Below are 25,520 nucleotides of genomic sequence, written 5' to 3'. Positions count from 1 at the left end.
CCGCCCCATACCTACAAAGCATTCATGAAAAATAAGAGAGACAAGAAAGGCGGCAGAGACGAAAGCCGCTCCCGCAGAAGAGGCGGCGACTCGCCGAGAAGCCGGAAAGAAACAGCCAGAGAGGCCTACGCACGCAAAGAACCATCCAGCCCCAAAGGAGCACCCAAATCGGCCAAGGCCATTGTGCTGGAGGTGTTCTCCAACAGCCCCGACACCGTTTTTACCATGCGTCAGGTTACCCGCCGCCTGGGCGTGGCAGACCAGCACGGGCGTGAGCAGGTACAGAAGCTGGTAAAGGCCCTGGTGCAGGAAAACAAACTGCTGGCCGTGGACGAGGACAAGTACATGATGAACCTGAAAGTGGAGATCATAACGGGGCGCGTGGACCTGGCCAACAGCAAGTATGCCTACATTGTGTCTCAGGAGCGCGAGGAGGACATCCGCGTGCACGTGGAGCACCTGCAGTATGCCATGGACGGCGACCTGGTAAAGGTAGAGGTGCTGCCCTCAGTAAGAGGCGGCCGCCAGGAGGGTGTGGTGGTGGAGGTGCTGGAGCGTTCCCGCACCGAGCTGGTGGGGCTGATGGAGCTGTCGAAGAACTTCGGCTTTGTGGTGCCCGATTTCAAACGCTTATACTTTGATATTTTTGTGGGCGAGCGCCACCTGAATGGCGCGGAGTCCGGAGACAAGGTGCTGGTGCGCATCCTGGAGTGGCCCGACAGACCGGGCAAGAACCCGACCGGCGAGGTAGTCCGCGTGTTTGGCCCTGCCGGCGAGCACGAGGCCGAGATCCACTCCATCATGGCAGAGTTTGGTCTGCCCTTCGAGTTTCCGGAGGGAGTGGAGGAAGAGGCAGAAAGTATGTCCGAAAATATACCAGCCGGTGAGATCGCCAAGCGCCGCGACTTCCGTGACGTGACCACCTTTACCATTGACCCTGCCGACGCCAAAGACTTCGACGACGCCCTTTCGATCCAGAAACTGGAGAATGGCAACTGGGAGATTGGCGTGCACATTGCCGATGTAACGCATTACGTGCACCCGAGAAGTGTGCTGGAGAAAGAAGCTTTCCACAGGGCCACTTCGGTGTATCTTGTGGATAGAACCATCCCGATGCTGCCCGAGCGCCTTTCCAACGGGCTTTGCTCGTTGCGCCCGCAGGAGGAGAAGCTGACCTTCTCGGTAGTGTTTGAGATAGACGACAACGGCAAGCTATACGATACCTGGTACGGCCGCACCATCATCTACTCCGACCGCCGCTTCAGCTATGAGGAAGCCCAGGAGCGCATCGAAACCGGCGAGGGCGACTTTGCCGAGGAGATCAACACCCTCAACAACATCGCCAAGAAGCTGCAGGCCAAGCGCTTTAAGAACGGCGCCATCTCCTTTGAGACAGTGGAGGTGAAGTTTAAGCTCGATGAGAACGGCAAGCCGCTGTCGGTTTACGTGAAGGAGCGCAAGGATGCCCACAAGCTCATCGAAGAGTTCATGCTGCTGGCCAACAAGCGCGTGGCTGAGTTTGTGCACGGCTTGGGCAAAGGTAAAAAGCGCCCGACTATGGTGTACCGCACCCACGGTGCTCCCGATCCCGACAAGCTCAGCACCTTCTCTATATTTGCCCGCAAGTTTGGCTACAAGGTAGATGTGGAGGGCGATATCTCCGAAGAACTGAACCACCTGACCGCTGAGATAGAGGGCAAGCCGGAGCAGAGCGTGCTGCAGAACCTGGCCATCCGTACCATGGCCAAGGCCAAGTATAGCACCGAGCCGGAGGGCCACTTCGGCCTGGCTTTTGCGCATTACTCGCACTTTACCTCGCCTATCCGCCGCTACCCCGACATGATGGCGCACCGCCTGCTGCAGCACTACCTCGACGGGGGCAAGTCGGAGGACAAGGAAGCCTACGAGGAGCGTTGCCGCCACTCTTCCGAAATGGAGAAACGCGCCGCCGACGCCGAGCGTGCCTCTATAAAGTACAAGCAGGTGGAGTTTATGAAGGATACCATCGGAAATCAGTACAAGGGAATTGTGTCCGGTGTCACAGAATGGGGTATCTTTGTAGAGATCGAGGAGAACAAGTGCGAGGGCATGGTGCGCCTGGCCGACATCAACGACGATTACTACGAGCTGGACGCCGACAACTACCGCATCATCGGCCGGCAGACCAAGCGTATTATCTCGTTCGGGGATGAAGTGCTGGTGGAGGTGAAAAGCGCCAACCTGGCCGACCGTACCATCGATCTGGAACTAGTCGAGACACTAAAACAACACTAAATATCCTGTGGATATCAGCATCCTTTCCGAGAAGTTAAACCATACCTTGTCCACGCTCCGCTACGGCGAAAATCCGAAGGAGCTTTACGAGCCGATCCGCTACATCATGGCGCTGGGCGGCAAGCGCATTCGCCCGTTGCTGGTGCTGCTGGGCGCCAAAATGTTCGATGACGATGTGGAGAAGGCACTTTTGCCGGCAGCGGCAGTGGAGGTTTTCCACAACTTCACGCTCATGCACGACGACATCATGGACAAGGCCCCACTGCGCCGCGGCCAGCAAACCGTGCACGAGAAATGGGATGCCAACACGGCCATACTTAGCGGCGATGTGATGCTGGTGCGTGCCTACGAGCTGCTGCTGAACGTGGAGCCGGAGAAGCTGCCGCTGGTGCTGCGCCTGTTCAGCCGCACCGCCTCGGAAGTATGCGAGGGCCAGCAACTGGACATGACCTTTGAGCGCCGCGAGCAGGTGAGCATACCCGAGTACATCCACATGATCACACTGAAAACGGCCGTGCTGGTGGGCTTTAGCCTGGAGCTGGGTGCCATCCTGCAAGGGGCGCCCCAGGCCGACGCTGAGCACCTGAAAGCCTTCGGCGATAACGTTGGCATTGCCTTCCAGTTGCGCGACGACCTGCTGGACGTGTATGGCGACAAGGCCAAGTTCGGCAAGCAGGTGGGCGGCGATATTTTATCCGATAAAAAGACTTTCCTGATGCTGACGGCGCTGGAGCAGGCAAACGCGCAGCAGCGGCAAACCATCATCGGCTGGCGCGATAAAACCGACGAAAGTATAGCCGGGGAGAAAGTGAAGGCCGTGACCCAGGTTTACGACCAACTCCACATCCGCCAGCAGACCGAGCAGCAGATAGATTTATACTTCCAGCGAGCCCTGCACCACCTGGATGCCGTGCAACTGCCTGATGAGCGCAAAAGTATGGTCCGCAACCTGGCCCTGCAGCTGATGGAGCGTGACAGCTAATCATTAAAAAAGCCCTCTGCTGAAGAGGGCTTTTTCTTTGTGGCTGCTATACTTGAGGGTATGTTGTTTTGCTTTTGCCCTCGCTCGCCTCCGGCGAGTGTGCGGTATCGCGTGGCGTCTCGCCGCACTACGCCGCAAATATTGTTGTAGCGACCACAACAAGTATAAAACTCAAGTGTCGTGGTTTGCTACTAAAGTGAAGGTGTAAACCCTCCCCCGATAGCTACGCTCGCTAACTCAAAACTCGCGTTTTGGTTAGTCCGGAGGAGGGGAATTCCTACATGTGTCATATGATTCCATTCCTCGGGGGATAATCGCAAAAGTATAAGCTTCACCGCTTAGAGACTGTGGAATTTATACTTGCCTTCAAACCATCTGTCATTCTGTAAAGAAACTTGGTAGAAGGGAGGTTAAGCCTCTACTACACGCTACCAAGATCCTTTCAGGATGACAAAATAAAGAGAATGAAATGGTCTTGCTAGTTTGAGAGGTTTATACATTAGCAGCGTCCTTGCGTAGCCTTTCGAAATCCTCCAGGCGCAATCGGCTAAAATCCTCTGTTACCAAATCGGCCAGGGAAAGGTCCTGATTGCCGGAGTTAGCGGATTTATAGCCGATGCACTTCATGCCGGCGGCCCTGGCGGCTTTTACACCGTTGCTGCTGTCCTCTATCACAATAAACCGGCTCGGTGCTACTTGGTAACGCTGCGCCACTTCCAGAAAGATGTCCGGGGAGGGTTTCCCGTCGCGCACGTCCTCGCTGCTCACCACATAGTCGAAGTAATGCCTGAAGTCCAGCTTCTCTAGAACCAGGTCGATGATGAGGTGGGGGGAGGAGGAAGCCACGGAGAGGCGGTAGCCGTTCTCCTTCAGGGTAGCCAACAGGGTATCTACGGCCGGGATGCATTGGATTTGCCTGGCCTGCAGCTCGGCGTGCTTCACCTCCTTTTCGAGCTGGAAAAGCTCCTCCACGCTATGAGTCAGGCTGAACTCCTGGATCAGCTTTTCCCATACTCTTTTAGGCGCCATGCCCACGAAACTATGGTGCAGGGTGGTGGATACATCTATGTTCAGTTGCTTAAAAAGCAGTTTCTCTAGTTCCATGTGGATGGGCTCGCTGTCTACGAGGACGCCATCCATGTCGAAGATTACAAATTTTTCCATAGGGTGATGTTAGTGCCTTTCGGCAGGCATGAATAGGGGTTTGTGGTAAGATAAGCAATATTTTCGTCAACCGGGTTTCATACTTCCGGAGCCGGTTTTGGTGACCTGTAAAGTATAAACGCAGCGAAAGCGGCAATATTTAGTAGGCAGCATTCGGCTTTGTCTTTTATCTTTGTTCTGATTCATTCCACCACCTCTTCAGAAGAAAAGCATGAGCGTTACCATTATCCTGATCATTATCACTGTTGGCATTTCGCTGTACGCCTGGCAAAACCAGGGCCTGATGCACAAATGGATCTTCCATCCCTATGCCATACAGCGCGACAACTCCTGGTACCGCTTTATTACCTCCGGCTTCCTGCACGCCGATTTCATGCACCTGCTGTTCAACATGTTCACGCTGTTTTTCTTCGGCGATGTAGTGGAGTATGTGTTTAAGTCGGCTTACGGTTCTACGACTGGCCTGCTGTTATACTTGCTCGTTTACCTGGGCGGCATCATCATATCGGATATCCCAACTTACTTTAAGCACCGCAACGACCCGCCTTACCGCGCGCTGGGTGCCTCGGGCGGTGTGGCCAGTATTGTGTTCTCCAGCATCCTCTTCTTCCCGACGCTGGACATCTGCCTTTTCGCTTTCCTGTGCCTGCCAGGCTTCATCTTCGGCATTCTGTACATGATTTACTCCTACTACTCCGGCAAGCGCATGGGCGACAACATCAACCACGACGCCCACTTCTATGGGGCGGTATACGGCTTTGTGCTGAGCCTGGCGCTGGTGCCGGCAGCCCTGCCAAACTTTTTCAGGCAGATAGCGGGCTGGCAGTGGAGCATCTTCTAGGAAATTGCACTATAAACTGCAGTCAAGTATAAGGTAAAGCCAGCGTTTAGGAGGTTTGCTACGTATAACATAGCAGATACAACCCTATTCGCCATGAGGCTGAAACTGAAGAACCGATTTATTGGCATCCTGCTAATTGTACTGTATATAGCCTGGTTTCCGGCTGCACAGGCGCAGGAGAGCCAGACGATAATGGAGTACCTGGTGCGGGAGCGTCCGGTGCTAGCCGGCCTGGTTACCAAGGCCGGTTTTTCGCCGCTGCTGTCAGGCGATGAACAGATTACCTTTTTCGCCCCCCCGGAGAGTGCCCTGCAAAGTATAAGTAACGAGTCGCCGGAGCGCCTGCGCGCCATACTCTCCAGCCACATTGTGCGGGGTGCTTACCTGGAGCAGGACCTGAAAGATGGCAAACCTTTTAAATCGATATGTGGTACTGCGAGCATCAAGTTTTTCCGCCAAAAAGACGGCGTACTCGCTAACGGCATCCGTGTAGAGCAGCCCAACCTCCGGCTTAAAAACGGTGTGGTGCACGGGCTGGGCGGCCTGATGCGCAGCTAGCCATCTGTAAGTATACTTCCTATCAATCTGATAAAGAATTTCGAGCCGTACTATCCGTGCAATCAGAAAGCACTTAAGTTTATACTTTACCTTAGAAAGTATAAAGTATAGCATGCGTGTTATGCGTATGTTATCAAAGCATGTACAGCACCGACGATAAGGACCTAGTTAAGGATAACGCGCACACACTGATTGCCCAAAACCAGTGCTACACGCTGCTGTACATTCCGCATAAAAACAGCCTGCACTTTATCATCAAAGGCTTTTGGAAGAACCTGGCCCTGGTGCCCGATTACCTCCCGGACCTCAAAAAGGCAAAGGCTGCCGTGAAACCGGGCTTTAAGCTACTGCTGGATCTAAGCACCCTCATTACCCATCCGCAGGCTGTTATGAGCCTGCACATAGAGGCTTTCGAGTTGCTGCAAGGAGCAGGGCTAAGCAAAAGCGCCTTTGTGTGCCCCACCGACCGCATTGCCAGGCTGCAGGTAGAGGAAACGCTGTCGCAGAGCCACCTGCTGTCGAAAAGGTTTGACACTTACGAGGAGGCCGTAGCCTGGTTAGATCAGGAGTAAAAGTATAAGTACAGAAAAGTATAAGCATAGCTGTCAGGTCTGTTCTAGCTTCCCCTAAGCTTACCCCATACAGTTGCCTCTCCCTTGTAGCTGAGGATGTTCCACGTGGATAACGCAAAGAAGCTGGCACTTTTGTAGCGCAAGTATAGCTGCATGGCCTGCCCCTGAATTGGCCGGGCAGAACAAGGCCGCGCACCAACCCTGAAAGACGGCTCCCGTAAAACGAAGGTACTTTTTAGCTAGGGTGAGTGGTGCAAACCTGCGCTACCTCCCAGATTCCCCGGAGCAGAAGGCCGCCAAGCAACAGGTCTTCTGGCAGCTCAGAATATTTTCAGGCAATTAACAACAGCAACCATGGTGATTGGGATTATAGGAGGGGGGCTAAGCGGCACGCTGACAGCCATCCATTTGCTACAAAATGCCCCTGGCGGCACCACAATATGCCTTGTAGAGCAAGACAGGTACAGGATGCACCGGGGCATAGCCTACGCCAGCCAGTTGCCCTTTCAACCCTTGAACGTTCCTGCAGCCTCCATGAGCCTTTTTCCTGATAAACCCGATGACTTCTATACCTGGCTGGCAGAACACCAACACAAGTATAGCCGCCACCTCAGCTTGCCCGTAAGGGAGACAGATTTTATACCCCGGCATATTTTCGGCGATTACCTGAAGGCGCGCTTGCTGGAGGCAGAGGCGCGTAAAGGCAAGGGCGTAACGTTTAGCCGGGCGTACGACGAGGCTATTGCCGTAAAAAGAGAAGAAGCTGCTTTTCGGATTGAGCTCGGAAGTGGCGAGGCGATACAAGCCGATAAGGTCGTGCTGGCATTCGGGAATTTCCCGCCGGCCAGCCTGCCCATCCCGCATCCGGAGTTTTACCAAAGCGACTTATACGTTGCCTCGCCCTGGTCAGCGAAGGCGCTGGCAAACCTGCCTGCAGAGGCCCCGGTACTGCTCATTGGCTCCAGCCTGACCATGGTAGACCTGGTGGGTAGCCTGCAGGCGCAGGGGCATAAGGGGACGATTTACGTAGTGTCGCGGCATGGATTGCTGCCCCAACCGTGCGACGTCGGTACGGCGCCTTACCCTCTTAAAATCAGTTTGCCGCTGCATGCCGGGCTGTCGGCCTTGGAAACCTTCCGCTTCATCAGAAGAGAGATAACCCGGGCTGAGGCAAACGGCTATACCTGGAGGGACGTGCTGGATGCGCTCCGCGACGACATCCCCGTTATCTGGCAGGCTTTCTCTCTTCAGGAAAAAAAGGCTTTCCTTCGCCACCTCCGGCCTTACTGGGAGACACACCGCCACCGCATGCCTGCCAGCTCGGCGGCGCTCCTGCAACAGCTCCAGGCAGAGGGGCAGCTGGAAGTAATCGCAGCAAGTATTGTGGATATACAGCAGCTAGGGGAAGGGGCCTGCGTTACGCTGAAGCGAAGAAAGCATGCTCACCAGGAACAGTTAACAGTAGCCCGGGTCATTAACTGCACCGGCCCGCAATCTGACTTTGCCAAAATACAGGCTCCGCTGGTCCGGCAACTACTGGCGGATGGCATGGTAGTGCCCGACGAGCTGAAGTTGGGCCTGGTAACCACCCCTGGCGGCGCGCTGCTGGGCAAAGCGGGAAAGCCCATTGCCGGCTTGTATACTTTGGGCCCTTCCCGGAAAGGTATGCTGTATGAGTCCACCGCGCTGCGCGAGATACGGCAGCAGGCGCATGACCTGGCGCAAGAGCTCACTCGCAGTAATAGTGCCTGGGTGAAGGCGCAACAGGCAATCTGATGCCTGCCACAGAGCAAAAAAATCTCAGGACAGCGGAAAACAGGATGGTGTGTTCATACTTAGCATATGGCCTTTGCTTTGTCATGGCGTATTTGCTGGCTGTTTCCTGTGCTCTTTCTCAGGGCACTGCCAAGCAGGTGACGCATCAGCAATTGATATGGTATGGGTACCACAACACGCTGGAACTGCACCCCAGATGGGTGGTAAACACCGAGGTGGAGGAGCGGCGGTTCATGAACCCCGATGCGCAGCACCAGTTTCTTGTCCGGAGCCAGTTGCGGCGTACGCTGGGAAACAGCTGGGATGCCTCCGTTGGCTTTACCTACTTCCTGCAGAGCCCGCAAGACCCGGCATCTGCCGAAAACCTGGTGGTGCCGGAGCTTCGGCCACACCTCCAACTCGATTACAGGCAGGCGCTAAACAAACTGACCATTGCCCACCGGTACCGCGCAGAAAGGCGCTACTTTAGAAACACTGCCAATGGGGATCTGGCCGAGGGCTACCAGGCCATCTACCGCTTCCGGTACCGTTTAACGCTGGAGTACCCGCTCTTCCTCATCCGGCAGCAGGCTTTGAGGGTTCGGGTAAACGATGAAATCATGATTAACGCCGGAAAGCGAGTGGCCAATAACAGGTTTGACCAGAACCGTATTTACCTGGGCCTGAGCTATCCCGTTCATAAAAGTATAAACCTGGAAGCAGGGTATTTAAAGTGGTTTCAGCAGCGGGCTTCCGGAAGCCAATTCTATAGCCGGGACATCATTCGCCTGATCGTCAGCCATAAAATCAACCTGAGAAGAAAGGAGACGGACGCGGCAGAGTAACGCCTTACAGGTACCTCTTCGCCTGCAGGTGGTACAACCCGGTATACTTGCCGTTTTGCCCCAGCAGTTCCTCATGCGAGCCCAGTTCCTTTAGCTGCCCCTGCTCCAGAAACAGAATCCGGTCAGCCATGCGCGCGGTGGAGTGGTGGGAGATGATGCGGACTTTCCATACTTTTTCCGTTCTGAAAGAGAATCTTACAAAAGACGTAAGTGTAGATAATAGGGCTGATTTAACAGAAGCTACCTATATTAGCAGATTCAGGGCCTTTGCTGCGAGTAAATAGCAAGCCATTGTTTACATCATACTTTCTTTCACGCTTACATCATGTCAAAAGAAATCACCTTTTGGAAACGCACGGCTAACCGGATAATGTGGGTTTTCCCTTTCATGCTGCTGGCCTGCACACCTTCAGCACCGGAACAGGCAAATACTGACACCGTAGAGAAAGAAAAGAAAGCGGAATGGGTGTCTCTTTTTAACGGGAAGGACATGGACGACTGGATTGTGAAGATCCATCACCACGAGGTGGGAGAAAACTTCGGCAATACGTTCCGGGTAGAGGACGGAATCCTGAAAGTGCGCTATGACCAGTATGGCGACTTCAACGACCAGTTTGGGCACCTGTATTACAAAAAACCGTTTTCCCGTTACCATCTGGTGGTGGAGTACCGCTTTGTGGATGAATGGCAGGAAGATGCTCCCGGGTATACGAAGAGAAACAGCGGCGTCATGTTCCACTCCCAGGATCCGAGAACAATGCCGCGTGAGCAGGACTGGCCTATATCGGTGGAGATGCAGTTTCTGGCAGCTTTGGAAGACGGCAAGCCGCGCCCCACGGGCAATATGTGCTCGCCGGGCACCGAAGTGGTGTTTGAAGGAGAGATAGCCCCCGTACATTGCATCAACTCCAGCTCTAAAACCTATGGCATAGACGAGTGGGTACGGGCGGAGCTTATCGTTTTAGGGGATTCGCTGGTGAAACACATCATCAACGGCGATACGGTGCTGCAGTATACCCAACCGCAGATTGGCGGCGGTGTGGTCAATAACTTTGACCCGGCCATAAAACAGGACGGTAAACTCCTCAGCGAAGGATTTATCGCCTTGCAAAGCGAGGGCCAGGCCATCGACTTCCGGAAGGTAGAAATCAGGGAGTTGGATTAGCCCGGCGAGGCAAAGCCCTAAGCAGGCAGCAAATGACGTATAGTTCTAAGTATAGCCGGCTTACAAATACCCCTTCGCCTGTAGGTGGAACAGCTCGGCATACTTGCCGTTCTGCGCCAGCAGTTCCTCATGCGAGCCCAGTTCCTTTAGCTGCCCCTGCTCCAGAAACAGAATGCGGTCGGCCATGCGCACGGTGGAGAAGCGGTGGGAGATGAGCACGGCGGTGCGGCCCTCTATCAGCTCCGAGAAGCGCAGGAACACCTCATGCTCGGCGCGGGCATCCAGGGCGGACGTAGGCTCGTCGAGGATGAGCAGCTGCGCGTCGCGCATGTAGGCGCGGGCCAGGGCCACCTTCTGCCACTCGCCCCCCGACAGCTCCACGCCTTTGTTAAAGCGCTTGCCCAGGACCTGGTCATACTTGTCCGGCAGGCGCTGAATAACCAAATCGGCCAGGCTCTTTTGGGCAGATCCCTGTATCCGCTCTTTATCCCCGATGTTGCTGATTTGCCCGATGGCGATGTTGTCGGAGGCCGTCATCTGGAAGCGCACGTAATCCTGGAAAATAATGCCCACCTGGTGACGCAGGTCATTCAAATCATACTCGCGCAGGTCTACCCCGTCTAAAAGTATACGCCCCTCGGTGGGTTCGTACAGGCGGGCCAGCAGCTTCACCAGCGTCGTTTTTCCAGCCCCGTTCTCGCCCACCAACGCCAGTTTCTCGCCAGCCCTTAGATGGAAGGACAGGTGCCGCACCGCCCATTTCTCGGAGTTATGGTACTTGAAGCCGACGCCCTCGAAGGTAAAACCCTGCTGAATGGGCCGTGGCACGGGCAGCGGATTGGTGGGAGGCGTGATCAGCGGCTGCAGCTCCAGGAAATCAAACAAATCCTGCAAGTATAAGGCACTCTCGGCTATCTGGGAGAAGCGGGTCATAATGCCCTGCAGCAGGCCCCGCATGTTGCTGAACGAGCCGGCCAAAAAGGTGAGGCTACCCACCGTAATAGCACCCGTTACCGTAGCGGAAAGTATAAAAATGTAGGCTCCGTAGTAGGCCAGGGTACCCAGCGCGGAGAGGGCACTGCCCCAAACGGCCCGGCGGATGGTGAGGTTCTTGTTGAGCAGGTAATACTTATCTGACAGCTCCTTAAAGCGCTTCGCCAGAAAACCCGAGAGGTTGAAGGTCTTGATCTCCTTGGCCGTCTCGTCGGAGGCGCCGATGTAGCGCAGGTAATCCAGCTCGCGGCGCTCGGGCGTCCAGGAGCGGGAGAGGGAGTAGCTGCGCTCGTTAAAGTGCGTCTCGCCCAGGAACGAAGGTATAACGGCTACCAAAAGTATAAGGATGAGCCAGGGGTTAAACGCAATCAAACCCACCGCCAGAAAGCCAATCGTCACGATGTCCTGCCCCTGCGAGAGCACCTGCGACATGAGCACCACCCGCGTGACTGTCTGCCGCCGCGCCCGCTCCAACTTGTCGTAAAAGGTGGCGTCTTCGAACTGCGCCAGATCTAGTTTGGCAGCGTGCTCAATCAACACCACCGACGTGCGGTTGGAGAACAAATCGCCCAGCAGGCTGTCCACCAGCGTAATGCCCCGGTTAATCAGGTCCGAAACCACGGCCAGACCCAGCTCCAGCGCCACCAGCGTCCAGAGGTAGGTCAGGTTCCGCTCCCCGGTCACGTCGATCAGGTGGATGACCTCGTCAATGATGAGCTTACCCACATAAAGCATGGCCAACGGCAAGGCAGACTTCACCAGGCGCAGCAGCAGGTTGGCAATCGTCAGGCCAGGGCTTGTCTCCCAGATTAGTCGGAAGAACTTGGGCAGGTTCTTCAGTGCGCCCATCTGCTCGCGCAGGCTTTTTTTATCTTGTTGGTTTGTCGTGTCTCTCGTTCCTTTTCGCTCCTTGTTCATAGGCATACTTTGGGCAGGGCCATATAACTATACAGGCAGCAGCGGGAATTGTTTAAGCGGACCTCGCTTTGGGACATCGTTTTTCACCTGGCGGCTTCTGCTCATAACATAAATTGTACTATATTTAACGCGCAAATTATTAAAGCTTAGTACTATATGACGCACTTCTACAAAGAAAACAAACTTAACAGAGCCCTTACGCTGCTGCTGCTTGTGTGCTGCCTGTGGCAAAGCGCTGCCGTGGCTGCCCCCAGGGGCGTGTCTGTTACTCCTGAGCCAGGCTGGGTGAAGAAACTACCCCTGCGCAACGCTACCAGCATCACTTCTAACGACGTGAACGGCGGCTTTCATTACCTGCTTCTGAGCCTGCAGCACGAGGTGGAGCGGGAGGAGGTATACCGCCAGAACACCTACAAACTCCTGACCGAAGAGGGCGTGCAGTACTCCTCCGAAATCAGACTGAGCTTTGACCCGAGCTACGAGCAGCTGCAGCTGCACCGGGTGCAGGTGTGGCGCAACGGGAAGGCGATTGATAAGCTCGACCTGAGCAAAGTAAAGGTTATCCAGCGCGAGGCGGGTATGGATGCGGGCATCTACGACGAGAGCCTGACTGCTATCCTGGTGCTGGACGACATCCGGGTGGGCGACGTGGTAGACTATGCCTATACGTTGAAAGGGCGTAACCCCGTGTTCGACGGCAAGTTTTTCGCCTCCTTTAACCTGCAGCAGTACGACCCGGTGGATGAAATGCTGGTGAACATCATCGTACCCCAGGCCCGGAAACTGCACTTCAAGTACCACCGCGACGCGCCCAAGCCCACCGTTACCTCTGCTAACGGAGCCAAAACCTATACTTGGCACCTGAAAGACCTGCCCGCCACCCACGTGGACAACAACATCCCCGTATGGTACGACCCATACCCCGGCGTGTATGTGTCGGAGTATGAAAACTGGCAGGAGGTGGCCACGTGGGCGCTCCCACTCTACGAGGTGAAGGAAAAACCAAATAAGGGCCTTCAGGCAAAGATAGACAGCATCAAGGCAGTGGCTGGCAGCGACGAAGGGCGGGTAATAGCCGCGCTACGCGTGGTGCAGGATGAGGTGCGCTATCTGGGCTTTGAAGCGGGTATAGGAGGCTTTAAGCCACGCCAGCCAAACGAGGTGTTCCAAAGCCGCTTCGGCGACTGTAAAGACAAGGCGCTGCTGCTGGTGTACATGCTGCGGCAGATGAATATTAAGGCAAGCCCGGCGCTGGTGAACACCACGCTGCAGGGCCACATTCAGGATTTGCCTGCCTCTCCGTTTGCCTTTAACCACTGCATTGTGCGGGTAGAAATGCTGGGCGGGGCGCACTTCTGGTACGATGCCACCCTAAGCAAGCAGCGCGGCGATTTTGCCAGCACCTACCTGCCGCCCTATGGCCAGGCGCTGGTGCTGGAGCCGGGGGCAAAGGCGCTTACCCCTGTGGAGCAGCCCGTGGCGAAGGCGCCTACTGTAAAGGTGCGCGAGATTTACCACATCCAAAGTATAGAGGAGGATGTGGTGCTGGAGGTGCGCACCGAGTACACCGGAGCCGATGCCGATCGCCAGCGAAGCAGCTTTGCCACTACCAGCATCCAGGACATCAAGAAGAATTACCTCGACTTCTACGCCAACATCTACCCCGAAATTGAGATAGCCGCAGATCCGGTTGTGGAAGACTACGAGTACGCCAACAAGTTTATCGTAGTGGAGAAGTATAAGATTCCGGGTTTCTGGCAGCCGCAGCATAGCAACGACCAGGTGCTGGAGGGCTGGTTCTCGCCCCTGGCTATGACAGGCTACATCAACCAGCTGCAGAGCAGCAAGCGCACCATGCCGATGGCGCTGGGCCACCCCGTGCACGTGGAGCTAAGTATACGGGTGCTGCTGCCACAGGCCTGGCCGGTGGATAACGCCACGCAGCGGATAGAGGACGATGCCTTCCTGTTCACGAAGAAGGTTACCTATAGCCCCAACGGCACCGAGCTGGATATCGACATGATGTACCAGACGAAGGCAGACCATGTCACTGCCGAGGCAACGCCTACTTACCTGCGCAACCAAAAGGCCATGCTCGACAACATAACCTACGGCCTTACTTATAACAAAGGCTTCGTGGAGAGCGTGAGCAACTTTAAAGTGAGCTGGGGTATGGTTTTGGCCTTGGTGGTGCTGCTGGGCACTTTTGGCTTTGCCGCCTACAAGCTATACTTCTGGGACCCGGAGCCGCTGGCCGATGTGTCGGCCTACGATGCCGAGAGGATAGGGGGCTGGGTTATCGCACCGTTGATCGGGCTGATCCTCTCCCCATTAGGCATTCTGTCTGCTTTCCTTACGAGCGGTTTCCTTAACGGCAACCTGTGGCAGGGCCTGTTGGATACCGGCTCGGGGGCCTACTCGCCTGCGCTGGCAGGCCTGCTTTTTCTGGAGTTTGTCATGAACATCGCCTTTCTGGTGTTTAACGCGCTCCTGCTAACGCTCTACCTCAAACGCCGCACCAGCGTGCCAAGGCTGATGGTTGTCTTCTATGGGAGCGCCCTGGGCTTTGTGCTGTTCGAGCTCTTGGTTGTCTATGCGTTTTCCATCAGCCTGCCGGGCGGCGACATCGGTTCCGCTTTGTTCCGCTCCCTGGTGGGCGCCTGTATCTGGATTCCATACTTTTTGGTGTCCTCGCGGGTGAAATGCACGTTTGTGGAGCGTCTCCAAGCGCCAAACCACGAGCAGGCAGAAGAGCAGCCCGCGGCAGAAGAAGAGGCACAGGTTTCATAAAGTATAGCTTAGCAGAACTTCCGGTATCCGAAAAGGCCTTTTTAAAGTATGATACCCTTATATGACGCGGTATCTGCTATACTTTCTCACGGGCGTTGCCATGGCAACGGTTATACTTTTTTTCAGGGGCTATGTAGCGGCGCAGCACAATGTGTACTCCGATACGGCCCTGCTGGCGGGGATGACGCTATTTGGGGTTGCCTCCTGGATTACGTTGTTCCGGATTAAGGTGGGCACGTTGCTGGCTCTGCTGTGCTCGCTGGCCATGGTGCCGTGGCTGGTGCGCGTGGGCCTGCGGGTATGGGCCGCCGGCGCCGAGGTGCCCCAGGTGCTGCAAATACTGCATATCCTGTTGGCTGTGCTGGTGCTCTTCTCGCTGGTAGTAAGCGGCCGTTATACTTTCAGCAAGGGCTCCTGGCGCTCGGGCACGGCAGCTCCGGGCGTGGTGCTGAAGCTGGTGCTGGCCGTTCTGCCGCTGGCTGTGCTGGCAGGCTGGCTGCTGGTGCAAGACGAAGTATAAAATGAAGTATAAAGTATAAAATGAGAAAAGCCCCGCCATTTAATGACGGGGCTTTCTCTCACCTTAAAACAAACTAAACTAATCTAAACTTTATCTAACCTTATCTTTTGTGTACTAACGTCTCTTTAAGTGGAGGCCCTGCTATTAATGCTTGCTGCCTCTTGAATTGATGTTGCGGCATCAAAAAATTTTTAGAAAAAAATCGCAACAAGGCTTGTATGGTAAGTATATGTTGTACTATATTAGCCCTCCGGTAAAGTACCTCTCTCAATTCGGGTGCAAAATTACCCCTTAATTTCTTCTTTCAAAAGGAAAATCAGAAAAGATTTTTCCAAATCCGCTATTCTCTCCTCTTAATCATAATAAGTCTCTAAAGCACAGTTGTTTACAGTTTGGAGGCGCTTCTAATAAAATAAGAAGCGGCGCAAACTAAGGTATGCTCTGGTTGAATAACGTTATAACACCGGCTGAAGTATAAGAAATAGTGCCTCAGAAAATAAAAAAGCAGGAGCTGCCTCCTGCTTTTAAAGTATAGCACCTGTAGGTGTGCTAGATCATAGCCACCGTCTTGTTGCTGATTTGGGTATCGTAGGTTTTCTTGTAGTGTACCTTTCGCTCCAGGGCCGCTATAATCGGCTCCGAGAAGTCCACTCCCTCCAGCTCGCTGGCATTCACCAGGCCGCCGGGGCTAAACACGTTTATCTCCATCAGCTTGTCGCCCACAATGTCGAGCCCCACCAGGAACATCCCGTCCTGTATCAGCTTGGGCCTTACGAGCTCCACCAGATCCAGCATGGGTTGGGTAATCTTGGCTGCCTGCGAGGAACCACCGGCGTGTATGTTGCTGCGGATGTCGTCCTTGCCCGTAACGCGGTGTATGGCGCAGTATTTTCCCTTGTACTGCAGCGCCTCTCCGTTCACTACAATCAGGCGCACGTCGCCTTCCACGGCCTGGGGCAGGTACTCCTGGGCAATCACGTAGCCGTCGCGGCTGATGGCCTCCACGATCTGGTTCAGGTTGGTGGCGTCATCCTTTTTTACCAAAAACACACCCGACCCGCCCGAGCCTTGCAGCGGCTTGAGGATGATGTTGTTCTTCTGCGCCTCGAAAAATTCCCGTATCTCGTTTTTGTCGCGGGTGATGAGCGTGTGCGGCCGCACCTCCTCCGGAAAGTGCTGAAAGTACATCTTGTTCACCGCATCGGAAAGCTTGGTCGGGTCGTTGAGCACGATGACGCCGTGGCGCAGGGCCAGCTGCCCGAAAATGATACCGGCGCTCTGGGCCCAGGCGCGCCCTTCCCCTTCCGAAGAGGGGTCGTTGCGGAGCATGAGCACATCCAGCTCAGGAGCCGTAACACGTACTTTCCGGGCTTTCTCGCCTTGGATGGCCTCCAGGTAAGTGGCTGGCGATTTGTACTTATGGTTGGGGTCAGCGTGCACGGCCTCGGCGCCCATGTAGCCGTCGGGGTAGTAGGCCAGGTCGCCTACGCCCATCAGGTATACCTGGTGCCCTTTGTTGTGCATGCGCTGCGCCAGGAAAATGGTGGAGTACCCCGGCTTCTCCGTCTCTATGTTGTTTACTACAAATCCTATTGTCATGTGGGTGATAATGAATGTTGGTTGAACTGGTCGGAAGATTACAGTAGGTTAAATACTGAAATACCGGCTTTTAGTTGTTCGAGCTTGGGTTGGAGCTGCGGGTCGAGGAGGTAGCGCGGCCGCAGGGGCATGGGGCGCAACACCCGGCGGTAGATGAGCTCCTGCACGATGGGGATGTAGTCCTGCCGGATTTTGCCGATAAGCAGCGGCTCCAGCTCGTTTCCAGCCTTCAGGTACTCGAGCAGGTGCACCAGGCCGCGCAGGTAGACCGCGTCTTTCGTAAGGCCGCCGCCGCGGTGCACGCGCATGGTCACGTTCCAGGCTGCTTCGTCGTCAAAATGGTACTCCTCCTTCAGCCGCCGGAAGTTGTCGGTAAAGCTGCAGCCTTTGGTCAGGTGGTACACGGCCACTACGCGCGCTGCCAGGGTGCGCATCCGGGCCTGATCCAACCCGCCCACCAGCCACTCGCTCAGCACGGCCAGCCCCTCCTGCAACTCCTCGTAGCCGGGGCTGCCCACGTAGAGCTGCTGCAGCGGCTGCGCTTTGCCGTTATAGTAGGTCAGGATGTGGGTGCCTACCTCGTGCTGGATCAGGGCCTGGGCGCGGTGGCGCGGAATCCTGGCGTCGGTGCCCACGTTAAGCCTGCCCTTGGATACGATTAGCCCCACCACGTCGTCCCGCACATCCACGCCGGAGTCGAGCGCCGGGTACTGCTCCCGCAAAAAAGCAATCTCCTGCTCGGCCTGCGCTACAAACTCGGGTACAGGCATAAACTCAGTTTTTATACTTTGATCGGGCGCGGGTACGGCGGCCAGGATGCCTTCGGCCACTTTTAGCAGCTGATCGTCCACAGTGCCATAGAGCTGCATGCTGCTGTACAGAAAATCAGGCGTGTTGCGGTCCGAGAGCATGGTGATCATCTTGTCCAGCTCGTGGCGCTTGTCGCGGAAGAGGTAGCCCAGGGTGGGATCGTCTACCTTCTCGATGGGGATGTTGTAGAGTTTGCGCTTGAGCTGGTCGGCATCGATGGGCATGAGGCGGTAGTGGAAGGTAGGCGCCTTGTTATACTTTGCTTTCCTGAATTCTTCCCAGGCCTCGTTGTTGTTGACGGGCGTCACCAGCAGCAGGAACCGGAACTGGTCGCTTATACTTGCCAGCTGTTGGTCGATACGCCACGCCACCCGGTTGACCGCATGCCGCCCCAGCGCCTGGAAATGCACCGGCTTATGGGTAGTTTGCACGCTCACGAAGTTAAAAACGGTCTTCATGAGGGCGTTGGTCAGCTTCTGGCGCAGCGCGCGCAGCAGCAGTGGGTATACGGTTCCGTCGGCGTTTTTGTAAATAGGCTTCAGCTGAAGCCCCAGCATTAGGATACTATATTTCTTCAGCTGCTCCTCGGGCAGCAGGCAGTGCGGCTCCTGCAGTAGCGGCGCGTTACTGGCAACCTCCACAGAAGTGGGTATGCCGGTCAGCTTTATACTTTGCAGCTCTTTCTCCAGGGTCTGGGTGGTGGTAGGCAGCTGCTCCTCCGGCCCCAATACTTTGAACAACGGCGCATCCGGGGTAGGGGCAGCCGTCAACTCTATAATCATAAAAGCCCCAAACTTGCCGGCCATGGCCTGCGCTATACTTTGCACCAGCGGGCGTAGCTCTTCGGTGCGATCCTCATGCGAGATGATGTAGGAAGCAAAGGCTTTGAGAAAGTTGGCTGTGGCGTGGTCGGGCTGGCCTGTGGGGTGGCGGAAAAGTATAAGAAAGGGCAGGGGGCGGTCGATGTAAAGCAGCCCGCCGTCGGGCAGGCGGCGGTGCACCTGCTTGCCCCGCTTCAGGCTCCGGGTTGTTTTCCTGATGAAATCTTCGGTTATACTTTCAATCATGGCTAAATGTGCTCAGCCGGTTAGGGTGAGGATTGTATGAGGTCTTAGATAGAGGCTTCTTCGTATCACGTAGCACGAATCACGACTTAAACTTAAAGATTCATACATCGTGCTACGTGATACGTGCTACGACATACGCAATTACACCTGGCATACCTGCGCCAGCGCCTCCAGTACGGGGCGGGTGCTTTGCTGCAGTGCCTGCCGTATCTCCTGCACCTGCGCCCGGTCGGGCTCGCCGGTCCATTCATCCATAAAGAATTTCTTGAACTCGATACTCATCACGCACACCCTGTCGCCGAAGGTGTCGTGAATCCAGCGCATGAAGTGGCCCCCTTCAAACTTAACATTCTCGCGCACGTCCAGCCTCCGGCCGCGGTAATTGTAGTTGCCGAGGCTGTGCATGAGCGCCTCCACCACCGGTGCCCACTTCTCCCGGTTCATGTTGCCGGTGCCGATGTTCACTTCCGGGTTGCCTTCAGGGTCGGCAGCGGGGCCGTTGGGGCCTTCGCGGCGGTGGTTGTAAGTATGGAGGTCATAGATGACGAGGCAGCCGTGCTCGCTCAGCAGTTCGCCCAGCATCTGCTTTACGTCCTCATAAAATTTATCGTAGCGCATCATCGACTCCTTGGCCAGCTCCTCGGGCAGCGTCTCCTTCCAGACCTGCAGGCCCCAGGCGTCCTCGGGTTTGCGGTAGATGGCCTTTTCGGGTGGGCGGTTCAGGTCCAGCTCAAAACGGGAGTAATGGCCCACAATCTGGTTGTCGGTGACATCCACCCACTCGCCTGTAAAAGGGTCTTCCTCGCGCAGTCGTTCTGCAGGGGTAAGGTTGAACAGGGGCCGCAAGTTGTGGCGTACCTCGTGCCCGTTGTGGATGGCTGTGGCTACCAGGGGGCTGTCGCCGCGGGTAATGCTATAGTATACCGTGTCTACTTTGGTCTGTGTCATGGCTTTTTATTCGTGTACCATTTTACCCTTTCCGTTGGTTGAAGGTTATGCGGTGGTGATCCGACAGCACGATTTCACCTGATAGCATTTTTTTGTGCCTATGTGGGGCAGAATAACACCTGTTATAACCTGGTTTGCATCTTTTTGAAAGCGCTGTAAGTATGTGCAAACATTATTTGCTTTTCGAGTTAACTTTTTGGTAACTTATTGAAAGATAATAAAGTATAGGTATTGTATAATATTCTATCTTTTGCCTATGACGAAGCTTTACAAATCCATCCTGTTTGCTTGCGGCACTTTTCTGATAGGTCTGCTGATGTACTGTCTGCGGCACGATACTGCAGTGGTAGAAATAGGGCAACTGCTGCCCCTGGCGCTGCTGTACCTTACCGGGCTGCTTGCCGGCCTGCTGCTGAAACCTGCTATAGAATAAGCACCGTACTTTTGCGGGCGGCAAGCTCTTATTCGGGCATGTATCTCTCAGGGCGCCCCATTGCTAAACCCTGCCGGAACTGCAGTGCTACTACCTGGCAGTGAACCCATACTTTCTGTCACCCCCGCCTTGACAGCGACTGTCGTTTCAAGAGCTGCCTTTGCTACCCGCGATTTATACTTCCAGCCTATACATGATGCGGCCAACTTACTGCTTTTGGTAAGTAAGGAGCTGGAAAAGACGTTGGAGAATAAGGCGATTCAAAAAAAGTTGATTCTGCAAGCAACCTTCTTCGAAAAATCACATCTTTAGGGAAACGTAACATACTTCATCATCTTAATCTACTAACGCTTAAAGTCGGTACTATGGAAAATTTTAATCTGAAAAAAGTGGTTTTGGGGCTGATGTGCTTCTCGCTACTGCTGCTGGGCGCCACCGTAAACGCGCAAGACCTGCGGGGCAGCGGAGAGATAAAGTCTCAGAACAGAAATGTTTCTAACATAAGGGGAATACAGGTCAGCGGCGGCTTTGTGGTGGAGCTCACGCAGGGCAACAACGAGGGCGTTCGCCTGGAGGCGCAGGAAAACCTGCTCGACAACATCAAGACGGAAGTGCGCAACGGTGTCCTGCACATCTACAACGACAAGAGCATCAGCACGAGCAAGAGTATGAAGGCCTATGTTACGCTGAAGAGCCTGGAAAGTATAAGCATCAGCGGCGGCGTGAAAGTGGTGGGTAACTCCAGCTTTAAATCGCCGGGTCTGAAACTGGAGATGAGCGGCGGCTCTAACCTGAAGCTAACCATTGCCACAGATCAGATAAAAGGCAACCTGAGCGGCGCCAGCAAGGTGGAGCTGTTGGGCAAGGCCGGGGATGTGAACATGCAGCTGTCGGGAGCCTCTAAGCTGGAGGCCTCGGAGCTGGAGGCGCAGCAGGTACAGGTAAATGCCAGCGGCGCCAGCAACGTAAAGGTGTTTGCCAAAGAAGGGCTGGACATCAATGCCTCGGGGGCATCATCGGTATACTACAAAGGCTCGCCGTCCATTACCTCTGACGTAACCTCCGCAGCCCGGGTAGGCAAACTATAAGCGCAGAGAATACAACTGCTTATATAAAAAATCAGCCCTGCCTCGGGGTTGATTTTTTTATACCCATACTTGCCGGTGCCCAAAGCGGCCTGGCCTCTCGTTTTATACTTTACCGTTTTTGCAGCAGCTCCAGTGTATGGCTCAACAAGGCTTTGTCGCCCCAGGGACCGTGGCTGGGCACTACCGTTTTTGCTTTGGGGTAGCGCTGCTGCAGGTTTTGAATGGCAAAGGGCCAGCTTTTCAGGTCGGCGTCGGCGGTGTTGCCCAGCGTGGTTGCCTGCAGGTCTTTCACCAGGCAGCCACCGAACAGGATTTTTTGCTGCGGCAAGTATACCACCACGTTATCGAGGGTATGCCCGCCGCCGGGGAAGTATACTTCAAACTGCTGCACACCGATGGTAAACGTTGTGTCTGTGGCGAAAGTAACGTCCGGGGTGCCTTTGCCATTTTCAGCGGCAAGTATGGCCGTCAGCGCAGAAGTAACCACCGGAATGCCCTGCTGCTGCACCACTTTCATGCCGCCTATCTTATCGTCGTGCCAGTGGGTGGGCAGGCATACTTTTACCGGCTGCTTCAGGTTGGTTTTTACCCAGGCCAGCAGCTGCTCGGTGGGTTCGTTGCCCCAGCCGGTATCCACCAGCACCGCGCCCTCTTTGGTAGCAACCACCAATCCATGCGAGGGGACTGAAACGCCCTGATACGTGCTATAGGAGGTATGCACCCATACGTTAGGCGCTAGCTTGGTTACCTTTATCTCCTGCTGTTGCGCCTGCAACGTATAAGCGGGCATCAGCAGGAGCAGGCAAAGTATAAAATACAGTAATCGCTTCATGTTGAGGTATACTTAGCGCACGGGCACCGGAAACACAGGCAGGCTTTCGTGGCCCTCGGCGTCTACGGCCTGCACGGCAAAAAAGTAGTTGTCCTTAGAGTAAGGCAGCGTTACGTTCGTATCCTGCACAAAGAATTTTTTCTCCCACACCGGGCTGCTGGTTTCGCGCATCAGCACATAGTAGCCCGCCGGGCGCTTTCCTTTGGCCGGTGCTTCCCACTGCAGATCGGTTTTGTTTGTCAGGTTTTTGATGTTGACGCCCACGTTAGCCGGCGCGTACGGGGCCCAGGCCAGGTTGGCCAGCGAGGCCAGGTTAAGCGCCGCATTCTTGCGCATGTACTCGTAGTCGATAAACTCAGGCAAATCGCCGTACTGGACGCCATTCTCCACGCGCACATCCTGGTGCTGGTGGCGGTAGTTCTCGTTCATCTCGCACACGCGGATGGCCGGGAAACCATTCTGGCTGAAGGGGGTGTGGTCGCCGCCACGCAGGAAGCGGTCGTTGCGGTACACCAGTTTCACTTCGAGCTGGTCTACGTAGCGTTCGCCGATCTCTTTCATGTAACGGGCCAACTGGCGGCTCTCGCTGTCGTTTTCGCGGTTGGTGGCGCGGCGCATGCGGGCCTGCTCTTCGGTCTCCACAGCCGGGATGCCTTCGCTGAAAATGCGTACCTGCATGTTGTTGCGCAGTTCTGTCTCATCAGAGGAGGAGTTGCCGATCATGTCGTTGTTGAGCATGGCGATCAGGTTCCAGTTCTGGGCCTTGGCCTTCTCGGCCAGGTGGCGGGCACCCAGTAAGCCTTGCTCCTCGCCGGTAACAGCTACAAAAATGATGGTAGCCGGAAACTGGCGCGAGGCCATGATGCGGGCCAGTTCCATCACGGCTGCTACCCCGGAGCCATCGTCGTTTGCACCAGGGGCCTTGCCTTTGGCATCCATGATGTCGGTGTTGCGCGAGTCGAGGTGCCCGCTGATGATGAGCACGCGGTCGTCGTTGGGGTCGGTGCCTTTCAGGGTTGCCATTACGTTGGCCAGCTCCACATCCTGCGGAATGCGCTGCCCGTTTGCCTTCACGTTATACTTGTCCAGCTCCACGGTCATGCGCCCGCTCGACGCCTGTGCATACTTTTCGAATTCAGCTTTCACCCATTCACGGGCCGCACCAACGCCTTTTTTCTTGTCTTTCAGGGTGCTCAGCGAGTGGCGGGTGTCAAACGAGGCTAGTTTGCGTACCAGTGCCTCCAGGTTAGCGGCAGAGATTTCCTCCACCATCTTTTTGATTTCCTCGTCCTGGCGCACAATGGTCTGGGCTGTGCCGGTTGGTAGGTTGGTGAAGTATAAGCCGGCCATCAACACCACGGCCAGCAGGGATGTAAGGGTAGATCTTGTAATCATGTATCTGTTGTAAAGTATAATCGGAGATACAAGGTACAAAGGATATGGGAATAATGGGAAGCACGGCTACTGCTCGTCACCGGACACGCCGGGCTAAAACGCCACTTTGCAGCGTTCTTTCTGCAGCAGGTGCAGCTCCTTCTCTACCTGAAGTATGGTCTTGGAGGTGGCAAGTTCTGCCTGGTAACGTTGTGAGAGTTCACGCCGCTTGATGGCTTCCAGAAAACGGCGGCCGTCTTCGCGGGTCTCCAGGATCAGGCCGGGTACCGGAGTGGGTTTGTCGTCCTCGCCTTTGGCTACCATGGTGAAGTAAGAGGTGTTTGTATGTTTTATTTTGCCTGTTTTCACGTTCTCCGCTATCACCCGTATCCCCACCATCAGCGAGGTATTGCCCACATAGTTTACCGAGGCCTTCAGCGATACCAACTCGCCCACCTCCACGGGCTGCAGAAAATGTACCCCCTCCACGGTAACCGTTACGCAGTAGTTGCCGGCATGCTTGGCAGCGCAGGCGTAGGCGGCCTTGTCCATCAGGGAGAGAAGTATACCGCCGTGTATTTTGCCGCCAAAATTGGCATAGCTCGGGATCATAAGCTCGGTAAGAGTGGTACGGGAGTAGGAAACAGGGCGGAAGTGCAATGCATCGGTCATAGAACAAAGTATAGTCTATCAGGAATATACGGAGAGGCCACCGCCCTGAGATACAAAATCCTTAAGGCGCCTTCATTACCTTAATAATAGACGGAGACTGACCTGCCTGAAAAACATGCAGGAAGTATAAACCAGAGGGAAGATGGCGCAGGTCCAGCTCGGTTTTGTTGGTGAACTGCCTTTGCAGCAGCAGGCGGGCGTCGGCGCTGTAGAGCTGCAGCGAAGCTGGCTGTGCTACGTCGGGTGCCTGCACGGTCAGGTAATCATCGGCCGGAATAGGCCATGCAGCGGCCGTTCTCCGGCTAAAGTCCGCGCCAGCTGTAGCCACTGTTTTGGAGAAGGTGGCCGTGCCATCATGGTCAATCTGCCTGAGCCTGTAATAGGAGGTGCCGGTATGGGTATTGTTATCCCGGAAAGTATAGCGGCGGGTAACGACTGAGTTGCCGGCCCCTTCCACAAAAGCCAGCCGCTGCCATGCCTTGGTTGTGTTGTCGCTGCGCCATACTTCGAATCCGGCGTTGTCCTGCTCCGAGGCGGTCGTCCAGCGCAGCTCCACCTGCTCGTTATTGAGGCGGTGAGCACTGAAGAAGGCAAGCTCCACGGGTAGGGGAGTAGCAGGAGCTTGAGAGATGAACACGCTTGTATGGTAGCCATCGCCCATCCCTCCCTTAAACAGCACCAGGTCTTCCTGCGCCCCGTCCAGCGACTGGCTTTTGGAAGTATAAAGCGCCCATCCGTCGCCCTGCCCGCCCTGGTACAGCGATAGTGGCAGTACTTCGCCCTGCAAGGTCTGGTCTTTGGAGGCCGCCATTGCCCAGCCATCGGAGACTCCCCCAAAAAACAGGGTAGGAGTATAGGCGTTGCCATCCAGTGCTTTTTCCGCGGCTAATGTAGCCCGCCCCCACCCGTCGCCGTCGCCGCCTTTGTACAGGGTCAGGTCCAGGGTGCCGCCCCCAAGCGTTAACACCCTGGCTTCGTCAGCGGCTGCGCCGTCGGCTATTCCTCCCTTAAAGATCGGAATATTGCTTGTCTGGCCGGATAAGGTTACGGCCGTGTCTTTGGTTGCAGAAGTATAACCATCGGATGGCCCGCCCTGGTAAAGTGTTTGGGCTACCGCCTGGCCGGAGAGGGTGGCAGGCGTTTGTTGCTGTGCGGAACTGCTCCCGTGGCCGTTGCCCCCCTGGTAAACAGGCAGCGAAAAGGGAGAACCGGCTAAGGTAAGCGGAGCAGTTGATTGTGCAGACGCGGAGCCACCACCTTCGCCGCCTGTAAATACCGGCCCACCCTGCGCTATACTTTGTGCCAAGGTTGCAGCACAAA

General features: G+C 55.3%; 22 protein-coding genes. 12 read left to right on the top strand and 10 right to left on the bottom strand.

Annotated features, from left to right (window positions below; all coding sequences use genetic code 11):
• Nucleotides 1-24: 24 nt before the first annotated feature.
• On the top strand, nucleotides 25-2,274 hold the full coding sequence (rnr, locus tag C8N40_RS01170; protein ID WP_108209982.1) for a ribonuclease R: 2,250 nt from the start codon (nucleotides 25-27) through the stop codon (nucleotides 2,272-2,274).
• Nucleotides 2,275-2,281: 7 nt separating this feature from the next.
• A complete protein-coding gene (locus C8N40_RS01165) occupies nucleotides 2,282-3,256 on the top strand; it encodes a polyprenyl synthetase family protein (protein ID WP_108209981.1) in 975 nt (324 codons plus the stop codon).
• A 492-nt stretch (nucleotides 3,257-3,748) separates the two neighbouring features.
• Here the strand turns inward: C8N40_RS01165 and C8N40_RS01160 are convergent, their stop codons facing one another.
• Nucleotides 3,749-4,420, bottom strand: coding sequence for an HAD family hydrolase (locus tag C8N40_RS01160; protein WP_108209980.1), 672 nt, complete (start codon nucleotides 4,418-4,420; stop codon nucleotides 3,749-3,751).
• A gap of 211 nt (nucleotides 4,421-4,631) precedes the next feature.
• Here C8N40_RS01160 and C8N40_RS01155 point away from each other — a divergent pair, with 211 nt between their 5' ends.
• The 5 genes from C8N40_RS01155 (at nucleotide 4,632) to C8N40_RS01135 (ending at nucleotide 8,991) form a co-directional block, all read left to right on the top strand.
• Complete coding sequence (locus tag C8N40_RS01155; RefSeq protein ID WP_108209979.1) at nucleotides 4,632-5,261, top strand: rhomboid family intramembrane serine protease; 630 nt, start codon at nucleotides 4,632-4,634, stop codon at nucleotides 5,259-5,261.
• A gap of 93 nt (nucleotides 5,262-5,354) precedes the next feature.
• Complete coding sequence (locus C8N40_RS01150; RefSeq protein ID WP_108209978.1) at nucleotides 5,355-5,819, top strand: fasciclin domain-containing protein; 465 nt, start codon at nucleotides 5,355-5,357, stop codon at nucleotides 5,817-5,819.
• Between the two features lie 140 nt (nucleotides 5,820-5,959).
• Nucleotides 5,960-6,391, top strand: coding sequence for a hypothetical protein (locus C8N40_RS01145; protein WP_108209977.1), 432 nt, complete (start codon nucleotides 5,960-5,962; stop codon nucleotides 6,389-6,391).
• Between the two features lie 354 nt (nucleotides 6,392-6,745).
• Entirely contained in the window at nucleotides 6,746-8,167 is a 1,422-nt protein-coding gene (locus C8N40_RS01140) for an FAD/NAD(P)-binding protein (protein WP_108209976.1), read from the top strand.
• An 83-nt stretch (nucleotides 8,168-8,250) separates the two neighbouring features.
• A complete protein-coding gene (locus C8N40_RS01135) occupies nucleotides 8,251-8,991 on the top strand; it encodes a DUF2490 domain-containing protein (RefSeq protein WP_170113991.1) in 741 nt (246 codons plus the stop codon).
• Between the two features lie 4 nt (nucleotides 8,992-8,995).
• Here the strand turns inward: C8N40_RS01135 and C8N40_RS01130 are convergent, their stop codons facing one another.
• Entirely contained in the window at nucleotides 8,996-9,121 is a 126-nt protein-coding gene (locus C8N40_RS01130; protein WP_425440650.1) for a hypothetical protein, read from the bottom strand.
• A gap of 195 nt (nucleotides 9,122-9,316) precedes the next feature.
• On the opposite strand from C8N40_RS01130, the gene C8N40_RS01125 reads away from it, so the two are divergent.
• Complete coding sequence (locus C8N40_RS01125; protein ID WP_245904937.1) at nucleotides 9,317-10,156, top strand: 3-keto-disaccharide hydrolase; 840 nt, start codon at nucleotides 9,317-9,319, stop codon at nucleotides 10,154-10,156.
• A gap of 60 nt (nucleotides 10,157-10,216) precedes the next feature.
• Here C8N40_RS01125 and C8N40_RS01120 read toward each other — a convergent pair whose 3' ends face one another.
• Nucleotides 10,217-12,067 carry an ABC transporter ATP-binding protein gene (locus C8N40_RS01120; protein ID WP_108209974.1) on the bottom strand — a complete coding sequence of 617 codons (1,851 nt, stop codon included), beginning with the start codon at nucleotides 12,065-12,067 and terminating at the stop codon, nucleotides 10,217-10,219.
• A gap of 156 nt (nucleotides 12,068-12,223) precedes the next feature.
• Between C8N40_RS01120 and C8N40_RS01115 the strand changes: the two genes are divergently transcribed.
• Together C8N40_RS01115 and C8N40_RS01110 are read left to right on the top strand one after the other, a co-directional pair.
• Nucleotides 12,224-14,857 (top strand): DUF3857 domain-containing protein, encoded by a 2,634-nt coding sequence (locus C8N40_RS01115; RefSeq protein ID WP_108209973.1) that lies wholly within the window; start codon nucleotides 12,224-12,226, stop codon nucleotides 14,855-14,857.
• Between the two features lie 61 nt (nucleotides 14,858-14,918).
• Complete coding sequence (locus C8N40_RS01110) at nucleotides 14,919-15,377, top strand: hypothetical protein (protein WP_108209972.1); 459 nt, start codon at nucleotides 14,919-14,921, stop codon at nucleotides 15,375-15,377.
• Between the two features lie 549 nt (nucleotides 15,378-15,926).
• Here C8N40_RS01110 and C8N40_RS01105 read toward each other — a convergent pair.
• The 3 genes from C8N40_RS01105 to C8N40_RS01095 all read right to left on the bottom strand — a co-directional run bounded on the left by C8N40_RS01105 (nucleotide 15,927) and on the right by C8N40_RS01095 (nucleotide 19,801).
• A complete protein-coding gene (locus C8N40_RS01105; protein ID WP_108209971.1) occupies nucleotides 15,927-16,976 on the bottom strand; it encodes a glutathione synthetase in 1,050 nt (349 codons plus the stop codon).
• A 38-nt stretch (nucleotides 16,977-17,014) separates the two neighbouring features.
• Nucleotides 17,015-18,853: a peptidase MATCAP family protein gene (locus C8N40_RS01100; protein WP_108209970.1), complete on the bottom strand. Its 1,839-nt coding sequence runs from the start codon at nucleotides 18,851-18,853 to the stop codon at nucleotides 17,015-17,017.
• A 141-nt stretch (nucleotides 18,854-18,994) separates the two neighbouring features.
• Nucleotides 18,995-19,801, bottom strand: a complete 807-nt coding sequence (locus C8N40_RS01095; protein ID WP_108209969.1) for an N-formylglutamate amidohydrolase — start codon at nucleotides 19,799-19,801, stop codon at nucleotides 18,995-18,997.
• Nucleotides 19,802-20,057: 256 nt separating this feature from the next.
• Here C8N40_RS01095 and C8N40_RS22535 point away from each other — a divergent pair, with 256 nt between their 5' ends.
• Together C8N40_RS22535 and C8N40_RS01085 are read left to right on the top strand one after the other, a co-directional pair.
• Nucleotides 20,058-20,234 carry a hypothetical protein gene (locus C8N40_RS22535; RefSeq protein WP_170113990.1) on the top strand — a complete coding sequence of 59 codons (177 nt, stop codon included), beginning with the start codon at nucleotides 20,058-20,060 and terminating at the stop codon, nucleotides 20,232-20,234.
• Between the two features lie 365 nt (nucleotides 20,235-20,599).
• The gene (locus C8N40_RS01085; protein WP_108209967.1) at nucleotides 20,600-21,322 is read left to right on the top strand and encodes a head GIN domain-containing protein; all 723 of its coding nucleotides are present in this window, start codon (nucleotides 20,600-20,602) and stop codon (nucleotides 21,320-21,322) included.
• A gap of 109 nt (nucleotides 21,323-21,431) precedes the next feature.
• On the opposite strand, the gene bla is transcribed toward C8N40_RS01085, so the two are convergent.
• From bla to C8N40_RS01065, 4 genes are all read right to left on the bottom strand, one after another.
• The gene (gene bla / locus C8N40_RS01080; RefSeq protein WP_108209966.1) at nucleotides 21,432-22,154 is read right to left on the bottom strand and encodes a subclass B1 metallo-beta-lactamase; all 723 of its coding nucleotides are present in this window, start codon (nucleotides 22,152-22,154) and stop codon (nucleotides 21,432-21,434) included.
• A 12-nt stretch (nucleotides 22,155-22,166) separates the two neighbouring features.
• Nucleotides 22,167-23,549, bottom strand: coding sequence for a M28 family metallopeptidase (locus C8N40_RS01075; protein ID WP_108209965.1), 1,383 nt, complete (start codon nucleotides 23,547-23,549; stop codon nucleotides 22,167-22,169).
• Nucleotides 23,550-23,642: 93 nt separating this feature from the next.
• Nucleotides 23,643-24,200 (bottom strand): acyl-CoA thioesterase, encoded by a 558-nt coding sequence (locus tag C8N40_RS01070; RefSeq protein ID WP_108209964.1) that lies wholly within the window; start codon nucleotides 24,198-24,200, stop codon nucleotides 23,643-23,645.
• A 61-nt stretch (nucleotides 24,201-24,261) separates the two neighbouring features.
• Nucleotides 24,262-25,506, bottom strand: a complete 1,245-nt coding sequence (locus C8N40_RS01065; RefSeq protein ID WP_108209963.1) for a T9SS type A sorting domain-containing protein — start codon at nucleotides 25,504-25,506, stop codon at nucleotides 24,262-24,264.
• Nucleotides 25,507-25,520: the final 14 nt, after the last annotated feature.

The organism is Pontibacter mucosus, assembly GCF_003054055.1.
GTDB classification, from domain to species: Bacteria; Bacteroidota; Bacteroidia; order Cytophagales; family Hymenobacteraceae; genus Pontibacter; species Pontibacter mucosus.
Note: the sequence above shows the minus strand (reverse complement) of the source record. Positions and strands in the feature narration are given on the sequence as shown.

Bases quoted from the DNA above. Each gene is read 5' to 3' on its own strand.
- C8N40_RS22535 (WP_170113990.1), top strand. From the start codon at position 20,058: ATGACGAAGCTTTACAAATCCATCCTGTTTGCTTGCGGCACTTTTCTG.
- C8N40_RS01140 (WP_108209976.1), top strand. From the start codon at position 6,746: ATGGTGATTGGGATTATAGGAGGGGGGCTAAGCGGCACGCTGACAGCC.
- C8N40_RS01095 (WP_108209969.1), bottom strand. From the start codon at position 19,801: ATGACACAGACCAAAGTAGACACGGTATACTATAGCATTACCCGCGGC.
- C8N40_RS01110 (WP_108209972.1), top strand. From the start codon at position 14,919: ATGACGCGGTATCTGCTATACTTTCTCACGGGCGTTGCCATGGCAACG.
- C8N40_RS01135 (WP_170113991.1), top strand. From the start codon at position 8,251: ATGGCGTATTTGCTGGCTGTTTCCTGTGCTCTTTCTCAGGGCACTGCC.
- C8N40_RS01160 (WP_108209980.1), bottom strand. From the start codon at position 4,420: ATGGAAAAATTTGTAATCTTCGACATGGATGGCGTCCTCGTAGACAGC.
- C8N40_RS01125 (WP_245904937.1), top strand. From the start codon at position 9,317: ATGTCAAAAGAAATCACCTTTTGGAAACGCACGGCTAACCGGATAATG.
- rnr (WP_108209982.1), top strand. From the start codon at position 25: ATGAAAAATAAGAGAGACAAGAAAGGCGGCAGAGACGAAAGCCGCTCC.
- C8N40_RS01130 (WP_425440650.1), bottom strand. From the start codon at position 9,121: ATGGCTGACCGGATTCTGTTTCTGGAGCAGGGGCAGCTAAAGGAACTG.
- C8N40_RS01100 (WP_108209970.1), bottom strand. From the start codon at position 18,853: ATGATTGAAAGTATAACCGAAGATTTCATCAGGAAAACAACCCGGAGC.
- C8N40_RS01145 (WP_108209977.1), top strand. From the start codon at position 5,960: ATGTACAGCACCGACGATAAGGACCTAGTTAAGGATAACGCGCACACA.
- C8N40_RS01105 (WP_108209971.1), bottom strand. From the start codon at position 16,976: ATGACAATAGGATTTGTAGTAAACAACATAGAGACGGAGAAGCCGGGG.
- C8N40_RS01070 (WP_108209964.1), bottom strand. From the start codon at position 24,200: ATGACCGATGCATTGCACTTCCGCCCTGTTTCCTACTCCCGTACCACT.
- C8N40_RS01085 (WP_108209967.1), top strand. From the start codon at position 20,600: ATGGAAAATTTTAATCTGAAAAAAGTGGTTTTGGGGCTGATGTGCTTC.
- bla (WP_108209966.1), bottom strand. From the start codon at position 22,154: ATGAAGCGATTACTGTATTTTATACTTTGCCTGCTCCTGCTGATGCCC.
- C8N40_RS01115 (WP_108209973.1), top strand. From the start codon at position 12,224: ATGACGCACTTCTACAAAGAAAACAAACTTAACAGAGCCCTTACGCTG.
- C8N40_RS01120 (WP_108209974.1), bottom strand. From the start codon at position 12,067: ATGAACAAGGAGCGAAAAGGAACGAGAGACACGACAAACCAACAAGAT.
- C8N40_RS01150 (WP_108209978.1), top strand. From the start codon at position 5,355: ATGAGGCTGAAACTGAAGAACCGATTTATTGGCATCCTGCTAATTGTA.
- C8N40_RS01075 (WP_108209965.1), bottom strand. From the start codon at position 23,549: ATGATTACAAGATCTACCCTTACATCCCTGCTGGCCGTGGTGTTGATG.
- C8N40_RS01155 (WP_108209979.1), top strand. From the start codon at position 4,632: ATGAGCGTTACCATTATCCTGATCATTATCACTGTTGGCATTTCGCTG.